Annotated in this window: 9 protein-coding genes; 3 read left to right on the top strand and 6 right to left on the bottom strand. The window is 41.1% G+C overall.

The genetic code is table 11. The features are described 5' to 3' along the window. Window positions 1–77: 77 nt before the first annotated feature. On the top strand, window positions 78–2,117 hold the full coding sequence (locus J8M00_RS28205) for a GAF domain-containing hybrid sensor histidine kinase/response regulator (RefSeq protein WP_211009430.1): 2,040 nt from the start codon (window positions 78–80) through the stop codon (window positions 2,115–2,117). A 12-nt stretch (window positions 2,118–2,129) separates the two neighbouring features. Here J8M00_RS28205 and J8M00_RS06035 read toward each other — a convergent pair whose 3' ends face one another. Together J8M00_RS06035 and apbC are read right to left on the bottom strand one after the other, a co-directional pair. Next, window positions 2,130–4,595, bottom strand: a complete 2,466-nt coding sequence (locus J8M00_RS06035; RefSeq protein ID WP_211009429.1) for a putative bifunctional diguanylate cyclase/phosphodiesterase — start codon at window positions 4,593–4,595, stop codon at window positions 2,130–2,132. 177 nt (window positions 4,596–4,772) lie between these two features. Continuing rightward, window positions 4,773–5,846 (bottom strand): iron-sulfur cluster carrier protein ApbC, encoded by a 1,074-nt coding sequence (gene apbC / locus J8M00_RS06030; protein ID WP_211009428.1) that lies wholly within the window; start codon window positions 5,844–5,846, stop codon window positions 4,773–4,775. A gap of 191 nt (window positions 5,847–6,037) precedes the next feature. Between apbC and metG the strand changes: the two genes are divergently transcribed. Next, the gene (gene metG, locus J8M00_RS06025; RefSeq protein WP_211009427.1) at window positions 6,038–8,062 is read left to right on the top strand and encodes a methionine--tRNA ligase; all 2,025 of its coding nucleotides are present in this window, start codon (window positions 6,038–6,040) and stop codon (window positions 8,060–8,062) included. Between the two features lie 62 nt (window positions 8,063–8,124). On the opposite strand, the gene J8M00_RS06020 is transcribed toward metG, so the two are convergent. Continuing rightward, complete coding sequence (locus J8M00_RS06020; RefSeq protein ID WP_211009426.1) at window positions 8,125–9,057, bottom strand: N-acyl amino acid synthase FeeM domain-containing protein; 933 nt, start codon at window positions 9,055–9,057, stop codon at window positions 8,125–8,127. 531 nt (window positions 9,058–9,588) lie between these two features. Between J8M00_RS06020 and J8M00_RS06015 the strand changes: the two genes are divergently transcribed. Beyond that, the gene (locus J8M00_RS06015; RefSeq protein WP_211009425.1) at window positions 9,589–10,335 is read left to right on the top strand and encodes a hypothetical protein; all 747 of its coding nucleotides are present in this window, start codon (window positions 9,589–9,591) and stop codon (window positions 10,333–10,335) included. Window positions 10,336–10,383: 48 nt separating this feature from the next. Here J8M00_RS06015 and J8M00_RS06010 read toward each other — a convergent pair whose 3' ends face one another. From J8M00_RS06010 to J8M00_RS06000, 3 genes are all read right to left on the bottom strand, one after another. Continuing rightward, complete coding sequence (locus tag J8M00_RS06010; protein WP_247687238.1) at window positions 10,384–14,079, bottom strand: sensor histidine kinase; 3,696 nt, start codon at window positions 14,077–14,079, stop codon at window positions 10,384–10,386. 74 nt (window positions 14,080–14,153) lie between these two features. Next, entirely contained in the window at window positions 14,154–15,953 is a 1,800-nt protein-coding gene (locus tag J8M00_RS06005) for a metallophosphatase (protein WP_211009424.1), read from the bottom strand. 25 nt (window positions 15,954–15,978) lie between these two features. Beyond that, on the bottom strand, window positions 15,979–16,776 hold the full coding sequence (locus tag J8M00_RS06000; RefSeq protein WP_211009423.1) for a TatD family hydrolase: 798 nt from the start codon (window positions 16,774–16,776) through the stop codon (window positions 15,979–15,981). Window positions 16,777–16,779 lie beyond the last annotated feature (3 nt).

Genomic DNA, 16,779 nt, shown 5'->3' with positions numbered 1-16,779 from the left:
TATATCAACCCCAGTCTAGGGGCTGACTTATCCAACGATGCTTTGTAGCTTATTAAGAAAAAAGAAGGATTTAACCTGTGAGCTTTTTAAGACAATTCCATAACATCGTATCAAAACAAAGCCTAAATACCGATGAGAAAATACAGGCCCTTCTAAAGTTTGGTTTAGAGGTATTCGACCTTGAAATTGCAATCGTGAGCGAGGTATTAGATTCTCAATATACCATTTTATATGTTGAATCAGAGAACCCTGATCTCGCCCCTCACTGCCAATTTGACCTCACTGGAACCTATTGTGTGCATACACTCAATGCAGACAAAGCGCTGTCTTTTCATCACGCCGGAAACAGTGAAATCTCCACACACCCTTGTTATCAAGACTTCCAATTAGAATCCTATATTGGCGCACCGATTCGAATTGCCGATCGCATATTTGGGACGATTAACTTTTCCGCAGCCAAAATCAGCCCTCCTTTCACAACAGAGCATATTGATTATGTAGAGTTATTTGCTCAATGGCTAGGGTTCGAACTAGCTCGAAGAGAGTCCGAAAGCAAGCTAAAAAGTAATTACAAGACGTTAGAAAAAATGGAGCAAGTTGCTTCAATTGGCAGTTGGCGAATAGATCTACCTTCGCAACAAGTATTTTGGAGCAACGAAACTAAACGGATCCATAACTTGAGCTTAGAAGAGAGCCCTACACTTTCACAGTGGATGCGATTTTTCAGTGAAGGCATACACAGAGATGCATTTTCGAAGGCAATATCTGACGCAATCAACTATGACCTACCTTGGGCCTTCGAATTAAGAGCCACTACCAAGCAAAATAGAACTATTTGGGTTTCTTGCCATGGTGAAGCTGAATTTCATAACGGTGAATGCATCAGCTTGATTGGCTCCTTACAGGATATCACCGCAGACGTTGAACTAAGAGAAAAGCTTAAACTGCAAAAACATGAAGCTGAGCGGTTATTGAGTGAGCGCAGCTTATTGTTAGCCAAAATTAGTCACGAAATGAGAACCCCGCTGAACGGTATAAATGGACTATTACTAAATGCTATGGATGAGAACGACTACACAAAAAAAACCGAGGACATTCAGCTAGCGCTTCGAAGCACTGAAATTTTGACAGGCTTAGTCAATGAGATTTTAGACTTTTCAAAGATATCTCAAGAGGGGCTGTCCCTCGCCTGCCAACCTTGCGATATCGTGCCGCTCATCGACGATCTCGTCGAATTATCTAAACAACTAGTTAGTAAAAAAGACATCCAGTTTTCACATAATATAAAGCTTTCCGAGTCTTGCTGGGTAAATTGTGACTCGACCCGATTAAACCAAATTATTACAAATTTGATCAGCAACGCCGTAAAATTCACCGATACTGGTGCAGTAGAACTAAACGTGCACAGTGATGAGTGTTCTTCTAGTCTGTATTTATTCATTGAAGTCCGTGACACTGGCATTGGGATGTCTTCTTCAAGCATCAGTAACTTATTTGAACCATTTAAACAGGGAGAAAACGAAGTCGGCAGCCACTTTGGAGGCACGGGTCTTGGAATGTCGATTGTAAAAGAATTAATTGAGTTAATGCAGGGCGAGATCAAAGTTACCAGTAACTTGGGTGAAGGTAGTCACTTCTTTGTAAACTTACCTCTTCAAAAGGCCAAAATGCCAGCGCCAAAAGAGCCTCTTACCCACGTCCAATTCGATGCGTCAAAACTACGTGTGCTCTTGGTAGAAGACAACCTCATCAATCAAAAAGTGATGACGTCATTTTTAAAGAAATTCAATATCGAACCTGATATCGCTAGCAACGGTCAAATAGCAATACATAATTGTGAACAAACATGTTACGACATTATATTTATGGATAGTATCATGCCCATAATGGATGGGCTTACCGCTGCAAAAATCATTGCTAAACAAAATCTTAAAGCCGAGCATACTCATATTATCGCAATGACGGCCAATATTGACGAACTAAGCAAACAGCACTTAGCAGAAGTTGGTATGGTAGATATTCTGCCAAAGCCCATTGATTTTATGGCCTTGGCACGCATTCTGTCCAACTGTTTAGAGCAGCTTTCTTTGGGTTGCAACGAATATACAAAGTTATAAGTGACGATTTGACTAAGATGTTAGGTAATGAATAACATCTTCAACATCGATCATTCGCTGCAACCAGGCTTTATACTCTTCAAATGGCAGAGGCCTTGAAATAAAATAGCCTTGTCCTATTTCACATTGGTACGATTGAAGCTGCCTGTAGCTCCCCTCGCTTTCTATTCCCTCCGCAACAACCACTGAACCCAAACTATGTGCCATGTCGCAAGTTGCTTTACAGATAGTTTGATTGGTCTTTGAACTTTCGAGGTCCATAACAAAACGTTTATCTATTTTTAATTTGTCAAACCCTAGCTGGCTGAGATAAGCCAAAGACGAGTATCCGGTTCCAAAGTCGTCAATAGCCACTCTAAGTCCAATTTTTCGATAATCGGCTAAGGTATCATACAGGGTTCTCTCATTGTCAACTGTCGCTGATTCAGTGACCTCTAGTACTATTTGAATAGGCGATAATGCATATTGATTGATCAGCTCAATCAATTGAACAGAAAGCTCTTTTCGACCAACGTCTTTACCAGAAATATTCAGCGAAAGTGTATGTGATGCAAGCAGCTCCACAAGCTCCGCCTGTTGCTTGAGCCCTGTTTCGACTACCCACTCTGTCAATTCAAACACAATCCCTGAAGACTCCGCAATCGGAATAAACTCACTGGGAGGTACAACACCTAGCTCAGGATGATGCCACCTAAGCAATGCCTCCGCACCGTATACTCTGCCAGAATCTAAGTGTAATTGAGGTTGAAGATACAAACTTAACTGCTCACGTTCGATAGCTACCTTTAACGCCGAGGCAATTTTGATGCGGCGTTGAGACACAATGGAATTACCAAAATCAAAAAGCTGCCATTTATGCGTCCCAGCAGGTTTGGCGGCAAGAGCCTGCATCGCACATTGGATCAATGAATCTGCACTGGCTGCGTGAATAGGGTTGCTCGCTACCCCTATTTCCAGTTGATCGACCAGCAAATCTCCACAAAAATCAATTCCATCTTCGAAGCTCGCTGACAAAATGCAAACAAATTGCTCCACTTGGCTCAACTCAAATTTACCAAGCAAGACAATTGCAAAAAGTGAATCATCCAATCGATATATTGCTGTGTGCGAGTTTGTTTTCTCAGCGGTAACGGCATTGCCATAGGTATTCAATTGCTCGCTTACTTTACTCAACAGCTTTTTAAGATGTGTATTTGCAAAGCTCCACCCCATGTTCAATCGAATAGTCTGCAATACCAGTGGTCTAAATAATAGTAAAGTATGCTCTTTTCCTTTTTTTTCGAGTGACTCTAAACTTTGCTGCAACATATAGCGGTTAGGTGCGCCAGTATCTTTATCATGCGTCGCATAAAACAGAAGCTGCTTTTTTTTGTTTTTATCGTGCCAATATAAATAAAAAGCCAGTAATACAATATGTGAGGTGATCAGAAAATGGCTTACGATCGGGTCATCTATCGGTAAGTAAATTCCAAATTGATTAACAAATATATACGCTTTTAACGCAAAAATCGGTAGCCAAGTCAGGACCAGTGCCAACACCTCATCTCGGTGTTCTACCAAATGACTTTTCAGAACGACAAAATATAACAAACAGCAAATTAGGCTACCGATCAAATGAAAAACTAACGAGTCCTGAGCATTTAGTGGTGCGACTAACAGTATCAATGCAGCAATAAGCCAAATCGAAATATTCACCAAGCGAATATATCTGGGTTCGGCCCGTTTCAAAACCATAAAGTAATGTAAAAATAGCACTGCAAAAATTAGAGACAGCAAGTAAATTTGGCTTTGATATGTCGCAAAATAGCTGGCAACCTCACTCGGAAAAACTAAGTTATTGGCACCACTATAGACACCAGTTTGAATACTGATGCAAACAAAATAGGCAGTTAACACCGCCAATCCTTTTCTCAATTGAAACAGAGCCATTAGGGCTACGAAAAAAGCAATAAAATAGTGAATGCCGCTACTTACACCTATTGCAAATAGGCGTGAATTCAGTGCTTTTCTGTATTCACTCTCTGACAACACATCTAACGAAAGCACACCGCCATACTTTGCTTTAACTTTTATATAAACATCATATTGCCTCTGCCCATCTGACAGCGACATAGAAGGTAAAATATGTAGATTGGGAGCTAGGTGAGCAACCTCAGGGGAAACTAATTTATATGCAACAATTTTACCGCTTAAAACCTGATACAGCTTTACAGTGCCCTCAATTGTGCTCATTATCGCAACCAGATCGTTGGAATATTGCGTGCCGCTCACTTTAACCCAAAGAGTTTCACCTTTGACGAATTTAGCTTCGCCACCTACGGGTATAAAGCTCGCACTGCGATCTATGACATTGTCTACCGACAATTCATTAGACGTATCTGTAAATTGCGCAATGGCATACCCTTGAGACGCAAAGGCACACTGTCCACTCACAAGCAGAAACAAATAGAATACGATGTGTTTCATATACAACCACATACCCACCTCCTTGAGTAAGTGATTTAGACTTTCGGCTTAATTGGAATATTACAATTATGCCCATCAAACTATGAAAAAATAAGCCGCCCCAAAATCACATAGGTAAGTATGATGACTACACAAACAATTGCCAGTGAGTATACGAAATAAACTCTCAAATCGATGTTTTAGGAGCACCTAATCGTCTGAAAAAACGACCTCAACACCTGTGGTATCAGAAGATTGAAGATTGAGCATGCTACCCAAAAGTTGTGCACAATAGGTATAGTGCTCAGCCACTTTAGTGTTCTGAGTGATGATATTGTGTCCTTTTTCAGACTCTTCACGAATTTGAATATCCAAAGGAATTTCTGCAAGTAGTGGAACGCCATGTCGCGCCGCCAATTCACTCCCGCCATCTTGACCAAACAACGCATTTTTTCCGCCGCAATGCTGGCAATTAAAATAACTCATGTTTTCTATTAGGCCGATAATAGGAAGGTTCACCTGTGAAAACATAGCTATGCCTTTTTGTGCATCGGCCAAGGCTAGATCTTGCGGTGTTGTAATAATCACAGCCCCGCTGGCGGGCAGCTTTTGTGTCATAGTTAATTGAATATCACCAGTTCCTGGGGGCATATCTACAATTAAATAATCGAGTTCGCCCCAATCCGTTTCATTCAAAAGCTGGTTTAATGCTTGAGAAGCCATCGGCCCTCGCCATACAGTGGCCTTCTCGGCTGGCACCAAATAACCAATCGACATCGTATTCAAGTCATATTTTTGCATAGGGTTAAGAGTTTTATCATCTTTTGCGGAAGGTTGTTGCCCTTCCAGGCCTAATAATGACGGAATAGAAGGTCCGTAAATGTCTGCATCCAGCAAACCCACTTTTGCTCCTTCAGCTTGCAATGCCAATGCAAGATTTACTGCTGTCGTGGATTTCCCCACTCCACCTTTTCCTGATGCGATTAGCACAATATGTTTGATCTTTTTGAATTTATACGCGGACGGAATAGCTGTTTCAATCTTGATGCTGACGTCAATAGAGTTGTCTTTGCGTAAGTACTGCTCTAGTTCAAGTTGTTGCGAACGCGCAGCAAAAGGAAGTGTTAAGGTGATTTGATAAACTGACTTTTGTTTTTCTATCGACGAGATCCATTCATTTTGAATTCCCATTGGAAAAATGGCGCTACGATAGCCATTTAACAAATTCATAATTTCAGTTTGTCTTGGATCTTCTTTACTAAAAAACTTCTTGATGCCAAACATACAAATAAAACGCCATCAGGTGGTGAAAAGAACGCAGGAATTATGTAACATTCGATAAATTAAGACCAGTCAAAATCGCGTTATTAGGGCATAATCCAGTTGGACTAAAAAATTGCGCTCAATTTCATCACCAAATTGAGTCAAAGTTACACTGGCGTTAGCCAAAGCGGCTAATTAACCATGGGAAAACTATGACAAAGAGAAAAATTCTCATTACAAGTGCATTACCATATGCAAATGGCCCAACTCATTTAGGGCATTTACTTGAATACATTCAGACCGATATTTGGTCTCGCTTCCAAAAAATGCGCGGTCACGAAGCGTACTATGTTTGTGCTGATGATGCACACGGCACGCCAATCATGCTAAATGCGCAAAAGCAAGGGATCACCCCTGAAGAAATGGTCAAGAATGTAAGCGTTGAAAGACAACGTGACTTTGCTGATTTCAATATCGTTTTTGACAACTACCACAGTACACACAGCGATGAAAACAAAGCATTAAGTGAGCTTATTTATACACGTCTAAATGACAAAGGCCACATTAAAAAACGTACGATTTCACAGTTGTTTGATCCCGAGAAAAACATCTTCTTGCCAGATCGTTTTGTTACTGGAACTTGCCCTACATGTGACGCTACCGATCAGAACGGTGACAGCTGTGACGCCTGTGGCGCAACATACAGCCCTACAGAGTTAAAAGAGCCTCGCTCTGCGATGTCTGGCGCAACACCTGTATTAAAAGACTCTGAGCATTTCTTCTTTGATCTGCCAGCATTTGAAGGCATGCTAAAAGAGTGGCTACATTCAGGGAGCTTACAAGCTGAAATGGCAAACAAGCTTGAAGAATGGTTTGCTGAAGGCCTCCAGCAGTGGGATATCAGCCGTGATGCACCTTATTTTGGATTCGAAATACCTGGCGCTCCTGGTAAATACTTTTACGTATGGTTAGATGCGCCAATTGGCTACATGGCTAGCTTTAAAAACCTGTGTGATAAAAGCGGTATCGATTTTGACGCTTTCTGGGGCAAAGACTCAGACGCAGAGCTGTATCACTTTATCGGCAAAGACATCATTTACTTCCACAGCTTGTTCTGGCCTGCAATGCTTGAAGGTGCTGAATTTAGAAAACCAACCAATGTATTCGCACATGGTTTTGTAACAGTTAACGGCGCAAAAATGTCAAAGTCGAAAGGTACGTTTATTAAAGCTCGTACTTACCTTGAACATTTGGATCCAGAGTATCTTCGCTATTATTATGCAGCGAAGCTAAACAGTGGTATCACTGACTTAGACTTAAACCTTGAGGATTTTGCCCAACGCGTAAACTCAGATCTTGTGGGTAAAGTTGTAAACATTGCGAGCCGCTGCGCAGGTTTCATTACTAAAAAGTTTGCAGGCAAGCTTAGCAATGAAATCATGGATGAAGCATTATTAGCTGAATTTAGCGCTGTGTCCGATACCATTGCAACGCATTATGAAAACCGCGAGTATAGCCGCGCTATCCGTGAGATCATGACACTTGCCGACAAAGCAAACCAATTCATCGATGCTGAAGCACCATGGGTACTTATTAAAGATGAAGCTACGCAAGAACGCGCACATCAGGTTTGCTCTCTTGGATTAAACATGTTCAAGATCATCTTGACTTACCTTAAGCCTGTACTGCCAGGAATGAGTGCGAATGTTGAGCAGTTCTTAGCAACAGAGTTAAGCTGGGAAACCGTAGCTGAGCCATTGGTTAGTCATGACATCAATAAATTTAAAGCACTGATGCAACGCGTCGATTTAGATAAGGTTAACGCCATGGTGGATGCTTCAAAAGAAAGCTTAGAACCTGCAAAACCAACTTTGGATCCAAACAGTCCACTTGCTAAAGAGCCTATTGCAGATGAAATCGAATTTAATGATTTTGCAAAAGTGGATTTACGCGTAGCTAAAATCGCTAAAGCAGAACATGTTGAGGGCGCTGAAAAGTTACTTAAACTAACACTTGATTTAGGCGGAGAAACTCGACAAGTATTTGCCGGCATTAAGTCTGCGTACGCGCCTGAAGACATCGAAGGCAAGCTTACAGTTATGGTTGCGAATTTAAAACCTCGCAAGATGCGCTTTGGCATGTCAGAAGGCATGGTTCTAGCGGCAGGCCCTGGTGGTAAAGAAATTTATATTCTGAACCCAGATGAAGGTTCTGAGCCAGGCATGCGAGTAATGTAACAGCTTACACACTTTTTAGGACATGACACATCGCTCATGTCCTTGTTTTCTTATCACGTCAACTAGCTGCCTAAACCATCTTTCAACTGCAATTGTTTGAGCATGCCTTGTGTTCGATTACCTAGCAATTTCAGCAACTTTAAAGCGTGTTCTGGTGAATTCATAAAGCGGTGCAAAAATACTTCTTTATTGATAACCATAACAACAACATCCTGTTTAGCAATCACATCTGCCGATCTGGGTTCATCAGTAATGAGAGCTAACTCCCCGAGCATACCTCCCTCTTCTACTGTCGCTACGACAGTATCAGTGTTAGGCAGTTTTACTTGCGCAACGCCTTCAATAATGACAAATGCTGCATCGCCTTTGGTTCCTGAGGAAATGATTGTTTCACCTGCTTTATAAAACCACCTCTGATAATCACAAAGAAAGTCATGTAACTCGTTTTGCCTTATAAAGTTAAGAAAAAAGTCTTTTACTTCAGAGACATCTAAAATAAGCGGCAAAACTGAAATATTGACTTGCGGATCCATAAACTCGTCAGCAACTTGCTTAAAACCTATACGCTTAAGCATATTACCGATTGCAGGGTTAATTGGCGCCACAACATGGGTTACACCTTTTGTCATTGCTAGGTAGCTGGCCATTAGAATAAGCCCCATGGCCATACCGCTGGAGCGATACTCTCGATCAATGCAAAACATCCCGCCATGCATCAACACCGAGCCAATAGGAATATGCTGCCTAAAGTCATAATAACTATCCGCAGGTAAGCCTTGGCTGCTATCAATAGCTAACCTAAAAGCGCCCACTGCTACATTATCAAGCATGGAGACCAAATTAAATGTGGTTGGAAACGCATCGAAACGGTCAAATACGCGCTGTTGCGAATTGGGCTCAATGTAACCTTCCTGCTCAACAAAAACTTTATACCTCAGCCTGAAAGATTCATCTATCAGGCTTGTGGTGTCTGCAATCTTGATTTTTATTGGCATGCATTTTCCCCTTTAATGTCTGACTGACAGCTGTTATGACATACTCACCTTGGTGCATAGTGCCAAGATAATTCACAATGTAACTACGCTAGGAATAGCTGCTGTCCGCAATTTGCTCTATTTCGAATGAACTGTTTGAAAAAAACTCTAGTTAAGCTTTTGGACAATTCCAATTTAGCGGCTCTGATAAAACCTAAGATACACCTGCAAAAATGGACGCAGCCCTTGTACTTTGAACTGGTGCGAATATCTTCTGCTATTTGCTAGTAGCGCTCACTGGTGTGCATAAAAAGTCAGGGGGTTTGCTTCTGGCTCTTTCATCTTGCATCAGCGGCAAATTTAAGGACACCTCTAACTGTAGTTCAAAAGGGGCTTGTTTGAAAAATATAAACAACAGATATTAATAAATAGATTTTACATTACATTAAAACACTTCAATTAAAATAAATAATAAAACCATTAAAATATCGCTTCACATCTAATTATACTCAAGGTAAGGTTGTTATTAACAACATGTAAAAGGAATGAAAAATGAAACCTAGTGTGATAATGCCACTCTCTATTTTATTAAGTGCAAAAGCTTTAGCAGGAACCCTATTCTACGATACTGACGGTAATGCAGGTCGGGTAACCTTCTATGAACATGGGCCAATTGATGCCATGGTAACTCAGTCAAGTTCCGCGTATACCATACGTATCTATACACCGCATTATCTAAATAACACACCTTGTCAAAAAGCGGCTATCTATGAAGAAAATACCGATAAACTCTTGTCTCACATGGAAGTCAATGGAAAAATACTTACTGCTGAACTTCCCAAGGGGCACGAATATAGTGCTAAATATGTTGAAGCACAATGTGCAGGTAATACCGACGTTGTTTCTATTTATAGGCACAAATTAGCACCCGCTCCAAAAGTAAACTTAAAAAGTAACATAGATGCAGCTCAGTGGTTAGAGGGTGATCACCTCTATCCAGGGTTTTATCAAGATGTAAACTACAAAGCGATATTAAATATTGATAATAGTGAGCCAGATGGTTTTTGCTTTGCTTCTAGTATTGAAAGTAACTCCCCTATTGCTTTGGCACGCAGGCACAACAATGGGTTTTATAGTGATGTCTTATCTTTCGATGAAGCTGTCCAATATGATGCAAGAACTGGATTAATAGCGGCTCAAATTGTTTGTCGAAATACAGGGGGAACTACCCGAGTTACTGAAATTTGGAAAATTGCAAAAGACGATATTAATTTAGATATTTCGACCAATATAAATTAGTTAAAATAACCTCTGTATCCTCCCAATATTAATTAGGGAGGATTATACTTAAACAACGCTATCGGAGGTAATTGGCACTTTTAGTTTTATTTCTAATCCTTTACTTGGCTTCGACCAAGCAGATATCTCCCCTTTAAGTAACTGAGTAACTAAGTTATAAACAATGTGCATTCCTAACCCACAGCCACCTTGGTTTCGTTTTGTAGTCACAAAGGGATCAAATAGTGTATTTAAATTTCGCTCGTTCATACCTATGCCATCATCTTTATATGTCAAAGACCAACAGCCTTCCAACTGCTGAATATTGACGCTCACCTCTCCCTCATCTTTGCCTTCGAAACCATGTAAAATAGTATTGTTATACAAATTGGTTAGTATTTGATAAAGCGCACCTGGGTAGGTGTTTACATTTATCTCAGTATCCCCCTCAATTGCCAATGTTATTTGCTTACCATTTGCCAAGGGGCTGAGTGAAATGAAGACATCTTCAACATACTCTTTGACATTAATCTCCCTTTGGACCTCGCTCGAGTGGTCAACCGCAACTTGTTTAAAATTACTAATTAACTCTTTGGCGCGATCTAAATTGCGACTCATAAGCAAATAGCCCTCTTGTTGCTCCTGAATCGACAGTTCTAGTTCAGACTGTTTTAATGTCTGATTTTCTAGTTTGGTCGCAACCGTTTTAAGGCTTTCCTGATTGTACGAAATCGCTGTTATTGATATTCCCAATGGGGTATTTATTTCATGGGCAATGCCTGCTACAACGTTGCCCAACGATGCCATTTTTTCGCTTTCAATTAACTCTTGTTGAGTTCGTTTTAGCTCAATCATCGCCTGTTCTAGCTTTTGGTTTTTTTGATAAAGCTCATCAGTTCTAACAGCAACTTTAATCTCTAAACCTTCATTTAACGACTGCAATGCATTTTGGTGTGCTTTAAGTTCAGCAATATCCTTTAGCGCGCCAGCAAGACGTTCTACCTTTCCATGGCAATCTCTACTCACCACTTTCCCGCGCTCGAGTACCCATGTCCAATCATCATCTACGGTTTTTACTCGAATCGCTATTTCATACGTATCCTGCTCCCCGTCTATGCAAGATTCGAGTTTTTCCTCCCAGCTTATATAGTCTTTTGGGTGAATAAACTGAACCGCATCATGGACCGACATAGTAGACTTGCATTGCCCATAGTCGATGCGAGGTTTAACGCTGTGACGATAAATTTTGTTGGAATTTATATGCCAATCCCACATCTCATCTTGACTAGCCCAAAGGGAAAGCTCTAAACGCTCTTGCAATTCATTCATAATTTTATTGTCATTAACTACTTGCTGGAAGCGTTTTTGACGCTGCCTGAACCACATTAAGAGCAACAATGTTGACAATAAGAAGTAGCCTGCTTTTGTATAATCATTCCACCACCAAGGCGCATTAATTCTTATGTCAAAATGATGTACGGGTGAAATTTGGTTAAAGCGATTAATTGTATAGGCCTGCACTTGATACTTTCCAGGTGCTAACTTAAGCAAGTTGATCTGCCTAACCCCATCAGCCAATTTAAGCCACTGTTCGCTAAGCCCAATTATACGATAGTAAAACCTCAGCCCTTCCGAGCCATAATCTAAACTGGAGTAATGCAGTGAAACAATATCTTGGTCATATTCAAGTTCAAGATGGGTAGTCAACTCAGGGGCCAGTTTGAGTTCTTTGTTGTTAGATGGGTGCAGTGTACGACCTAACAATTCAATATTAGAAATTAATAGCGGCCTTATAATCGGAGATATCTTGATCTCCTCTGGATGAAATTGATTAAATCCATTGGACCCCCCCATAAAGACGCGGCCGTCCGGAGCGAGCCAACTTGCGTTGTAATTAAATTCGTTGCCTTGTACGCCATCTACTGGAAAAAAGTTATCAATCTTAAAGTCATGAATATTAACTCGCGACAAACCGCCACTGGTGCCAAACCAAATATGATTTTGTTTATCATACAAAAGCGCCCAAATAGCGCTATTTGCCAAGCCATCAGATCGTTTTATCGCCTTAACAACAGAAAAATTACTATCTACAATTGAAATGCCCGTTTCACTCCCAGCCCAGATACGACCAAAGCTATCTTCTTGCAACATAAACACAATATTTGACGCCAGTGAATTCGCAATGGTTAGCTGTAAAAGTATATCGTCTTCATATTTAAATAAACCATCTCCAATGCTGCCAAAAATAAGCGCATCTCCCTGTTTTAATAACGAGGAAACATGGCTGGGAGCCTTGTCTTCAAAAGGCAAAAAGGGTTCAAGTTTGTTGGTTTTTTCATTGAAGTAAAGCAGCCCCATAGAACGAGAGCTCATTAATATTTTGCCCTCAAATTCAATAATATCGTTAAAACTCAGCTCAGGGCCTTTGCCTATATCTGGGATGATATTAATTAAATCCCCGTTAGCTATATTCAGCCGGTACATACCCAACCCTCGGGTCGCGATCCACATATGCTCGCCTTGGATATGCAATTTAGTAATAAACGCATTTTCCATCACCGAGACTTTTGGAAATACTTGCTGAGCTTGCTCAAACCCCGCGCCATCAAAAAAATATAAACCGGAGGATGTCGCTAACCATAATCTGTCGTACCGATCCAATGCAAAATTTCTGATATCAGGCTCAGGAAGAGACCTGTCGGGGTAGTTAAATGCACTTACGTGCCCAAAGTTTTCACTTAACTGACTAATAAAGTGTAAGCCACTGGTTTCCGTTCCAAACCACAAATCTTGGTTGCTATCTACAAGGACGGACAATATGCTGTTATCTTGTAAGCCGAGCCCCTGGCCTTCATGTTTAAACCAGTGCTTTTTAAACTGACCTTTTAAGTCGTATAGGTATACCCCAAAGTTACTTCCTACAAACAATCTATCTGTCGATATGTGTAGTGTATTTAGCTCCAAACCTGCTTGGCTACCAACTTCTATTTCCCACAAGATACGCTCGTACAGAGTGTCGTAGCTAACCAGTCTATTGTCTTTTGTGATCAAAAAAACTCGCTCGCCCCGCAAAGCTAAGTACTTGAAGTCGCCAGCAAGTAACAGCGCACTTTTACTTGATTGCATACTAAACGTCATAAAGCCACGCTCAGATATATAGTAAATCTGACCGTTATAGGTGATTGCATGGCTGGCAAAACGACCTTGTAACTTTATAGATTGAGGTTCAAGTGAGACTTTATCTATCACATAAAAATCGTGGTTTTCAGTCGAAACAGATATGTAGTTTCCATTACAATTTAGGTTTTTTACCCGATCAGAGCTGATCGCTAGATAATTTTCTTTCAAAAAGCTTTGAAATCGACCCGTTACCGTGTGGTAGGCGCTCAAACCTGTGCTTGTGGCAATCCATACTGTTTCTCCACTGTGACACAATCCCGTGACAAATGCGCCGGCTAGTGCGTTGGGGTCTTGCTGTTTACTGGTAAATTGCTTGAATTCATGACCGTCAAAGCGATTGAGCCCTGCTTGAGTTCCAATCCAAATATAGCCTAATTGATCCTCTGTCAGCGCCATTATGGTGACTTGACTCAACCCAGATTCATAATCAAAACGTCGCATAATCTGCGACGTGTCTGTAAAAATGGGATTGGCTCCGGCTTGACACGCAGTCGACAGCAGACATACAGAAAGTACTCGTTTGCTCTGGTTACGGCTTAATAACCAGCAAAGACATATCATACAAAAGCGCAGTATCAATAGCATAAATGCCACTTAAGTCACTATACTTACAGGTAACTATAGCAAAAGTTATGTTTAGCGCTTCTATACTTACGTGATTAGTTGAGTTCGAATTGTGTCACTTCGCCTGTGCCATGCAGTAAGGTGTAGTGCTTCAGCTTACCTTCTTCCATGCGCACCAAGCTTATCGCCGAGTCAGACACCAAGTAACGCCCATTGCCGTAATCAGATTTATGTTTTGACACAGCCAGCTGCCAGCGTTTGGTAAATATATTGAATGGGCTCCAAGTCGAGAATAGCGCAATATCTAATTTCTCCAGAATTGCCAATAGCCCCTTTGGAAACTCATTTTTAATGCCTGATGCAGTCAGTTGCCAAATACGATTGTGGTGGCGACCAAATCTAGCCTGTACAGAAAAACAAAACGAATAATGCACGTCCCCAGAGAGAATAATTGTCTCTTTGGGCGTGTCTTCACGCTTAAAAATGTCGATAAGCTTTCTTGCTGCACCTTCGTGAGCCATCCAATTCTCTACATCAACAACTAATGGCTCACCACAGGTGTTAAAAATTGCTTGAATGGTTTCAATAATCTTCACACCAAAAACAGGCGCTGGGCTCACTAATAAAACACTTTCGTGATGGATTAATACATCCTGTAAATCCATTAAACTTTCCCAGTCCATCAAACCACTCGGTTCATCAAAGTCCTGCTCACTACGCCACCTATGCGTGCGAGTGTCTATCACCACGACTTTTGGCGTCGTATCCAAGCAGTAATGCCATTGACCAAATCGATTTATAGCTCTGTCAAACTTGTCAAATTGCCACGTATCATTTTGAAAAGATTTTAAAAAGTCAGGTAGCAAGTCGCCTGAGATACTCTGTGCGTCATTGCCTAGCCCTTGAAATAACCAATATGCAATCAAACCATTATTAATGATGCGCTTACTAACAGGAGAGTTAGCGACATTTTGCTCCCATCTCGGTGTCAAATTCCAATCATCGGTGACGTCATGATCATCAAACATCATTAATGTAGAAATATTCGCCATTAACCTTTCTACTTTAGGGAGGGTAGCAATGTAGTCTGTTAATGCTCTTGACTCAGCCTCAAATAGAGTTTGATGTTTCGTATTTAGTGTGTCAATTTTAAAATTAAACGGTTCAACTAACTTCCAAGCCTCAGAACTAAAGTTCAATATATAAAAAGCGACAAACTCTTCAAAAGAAATTAGATGATTACCTGCTTTGACGCTTGAAAAATGTGGCTCATCTTTACGTGTCCAGTAGCCTAGCGTTAGTTTACTTCGATTTTGCCAAGGCTCCTTAGGCAAGTGCCCATCACGGATATATAATTGCGACTCTAATTCGTTGGGCAAAGACAGCTCCAAGGGTCGCTCTTTGTATATCCCAAGCACACTTATTAATTGACGCACAGCCACAAGCATGGGGCCTGCGACATCATCCGCGTAAACTTGATCGCCAGATAGAATCAACAGGCTCGGACGTTCATCACTGTTTATATAACTTTTCGCAACGTAGGCATCTGCTTCTGCCAAACTATCCTTGCTAGGGTGATGGGGGTTTCGGCAAGAACCATGCAGAACATTAGTTAGTACCTTAGGGACAATTAATGTCGGTGACGCCTGATAACTGAATCGAGAAAGGTCAACAGCAACTGTGTTGTTATATACCTCATACGGCAATTCTATATCGGTTGAAAACGCATCACCTTGCGGGCGTACGTTCAGAAATATGAGATATAACGCTTCCCCAAGCTGTATATTCGTTTGTTCAACAGTGGTTGTATACCCAGCGAACTCAACAACAAGATTAACCAGTTTGGTCGTAACAAACTGAAAACTAACAAGGTGAGGTTCAGCTCTGCGGACCATTGGCCCGCAGAGGAATAGAGGTAGATTAGCTTGATTCACTGATTTGGTTACGACTTGCTAGGCTAAATAACTGATAGAAGTTCTGGGTAGTCGCATGAGCAAGCTCTTTGAACGACAAACCTTTAAGGTCAGCGATAAAATAAGCAACATCTTGCACATAGGCTGGCTGATTAGTTTTACCACGGTGTGGAACAGGCGCTAAATAGGGAGAATCAGTTTCAATTAACAGCCTATCTAGAGGCAGCTTTTTAACAACCTCTTGTAGCTCTACTGCATTTTTAAACGTCACTATACCTGATATTGAAATATAAAAGCCCATGTCTATCGCTTTTTTTGCCATATCCCAGTCTTCAGTAAAGCAATGTAAAACCCCGCCGCAGTTTTGTGCATTGTGAGCTTTCATAATATCAATGGTGTCCTGACGGGCATCACGTGTGTGAATTATGAGTGGCTTTTTGAGTTCATTGGCAACATCAATGTGCCCGGCAAAGCTGTCTTGTTGAACTTTATGAGTGTCCTTAGCGTAGTAGTAATCTAATCCCGTCTCACCAATTGCAACCACGCGATCGTGCTGTGCCAAAGACAACAGCTGAGCTTTATCTAAAGCGTCCTCTTGATTTAGAGGATGAACGCCACATGAGGCAGACACATCATCAAATGGCTCAATTACTCGTAACATATTTGGAAACTGATCTAACGTGACGCTCACACACAAAAAGTGCTCTACCTGCTTGTCGCGGGCTGCCTGTAATATCTCTGGTAACTCGCTCTTTAATTTATCAAAATCTAAGCGGTCAAGGTGACAATGTGAATCTACTATCATTAC

Source organism: Pseudoalteromonas luteoviolacea (assembly GCF_018100925.1).
GTDB lineage: Bacteria > Pseudomonadota > Gammaproteobacteria > Enterobacterales > Alteromonadaceae > Pseudoalteromonas > Pseudoalteromonas obscura.
This window is presented reverse-complemented; position numbering and strand designations above follow the sequence as displayed.

Coding starts and splice junctions, on each gene's coding strand:
- J8M00_RS06035 (WP_211009429.1), bottom strand. CDS start 4,595: ATGTGGTTGTATATGAAACACATCGTATTCTATTTGTTTCTGCTTGTG.
- apbC (WP_211009428.1), bottom strand. CDS start 5,846: ATGTTTGGCATCAAGAAGTTTTTTAGTAAAGAAGATCCAAGACAAACT.
- metG (WP_211009427.1), top strand. CDS start 6,038: ATGACAAAGAGAAAAATTCTCATTACAAGTGCATTACCATATGCAAAT.
- J8M00_RS06020 (WP_211009426.1), bottom strand. CDS start 9,057: ATGCCAATAAAAATCAAGATTGCAGACACCACAAGCCTGATAGATGAA.
- J8M00_RS06015 (WP_211009425.1), top strand. CDS start 9,589: ATGAAACCTAGTGTGATAATGCCACTCTCTATTTTATTAAGTGCAAAA.
- J8M00_RS06010 (WP_247687238.1), bottom strand. CDS start 14,079: ATGCTATTGATACTGCGCTTTTGTATGATATGTCTTTGCTGGTTATTA.
- J8M00_RS06005 (WP_211009424.1), bottom strand. CDS start 15,953: ATGGTCCGCAGAGCTGAACCTCACCTTGTTAGTTTTCAGTTTGTTACG.
- J8M00_RS06000 (WP_211009423.1), bottom strand. CDS start 16,776: ATGATAGTAGATTCACATTGTCACCTTGACCGCTTAGATTTTGATAAA.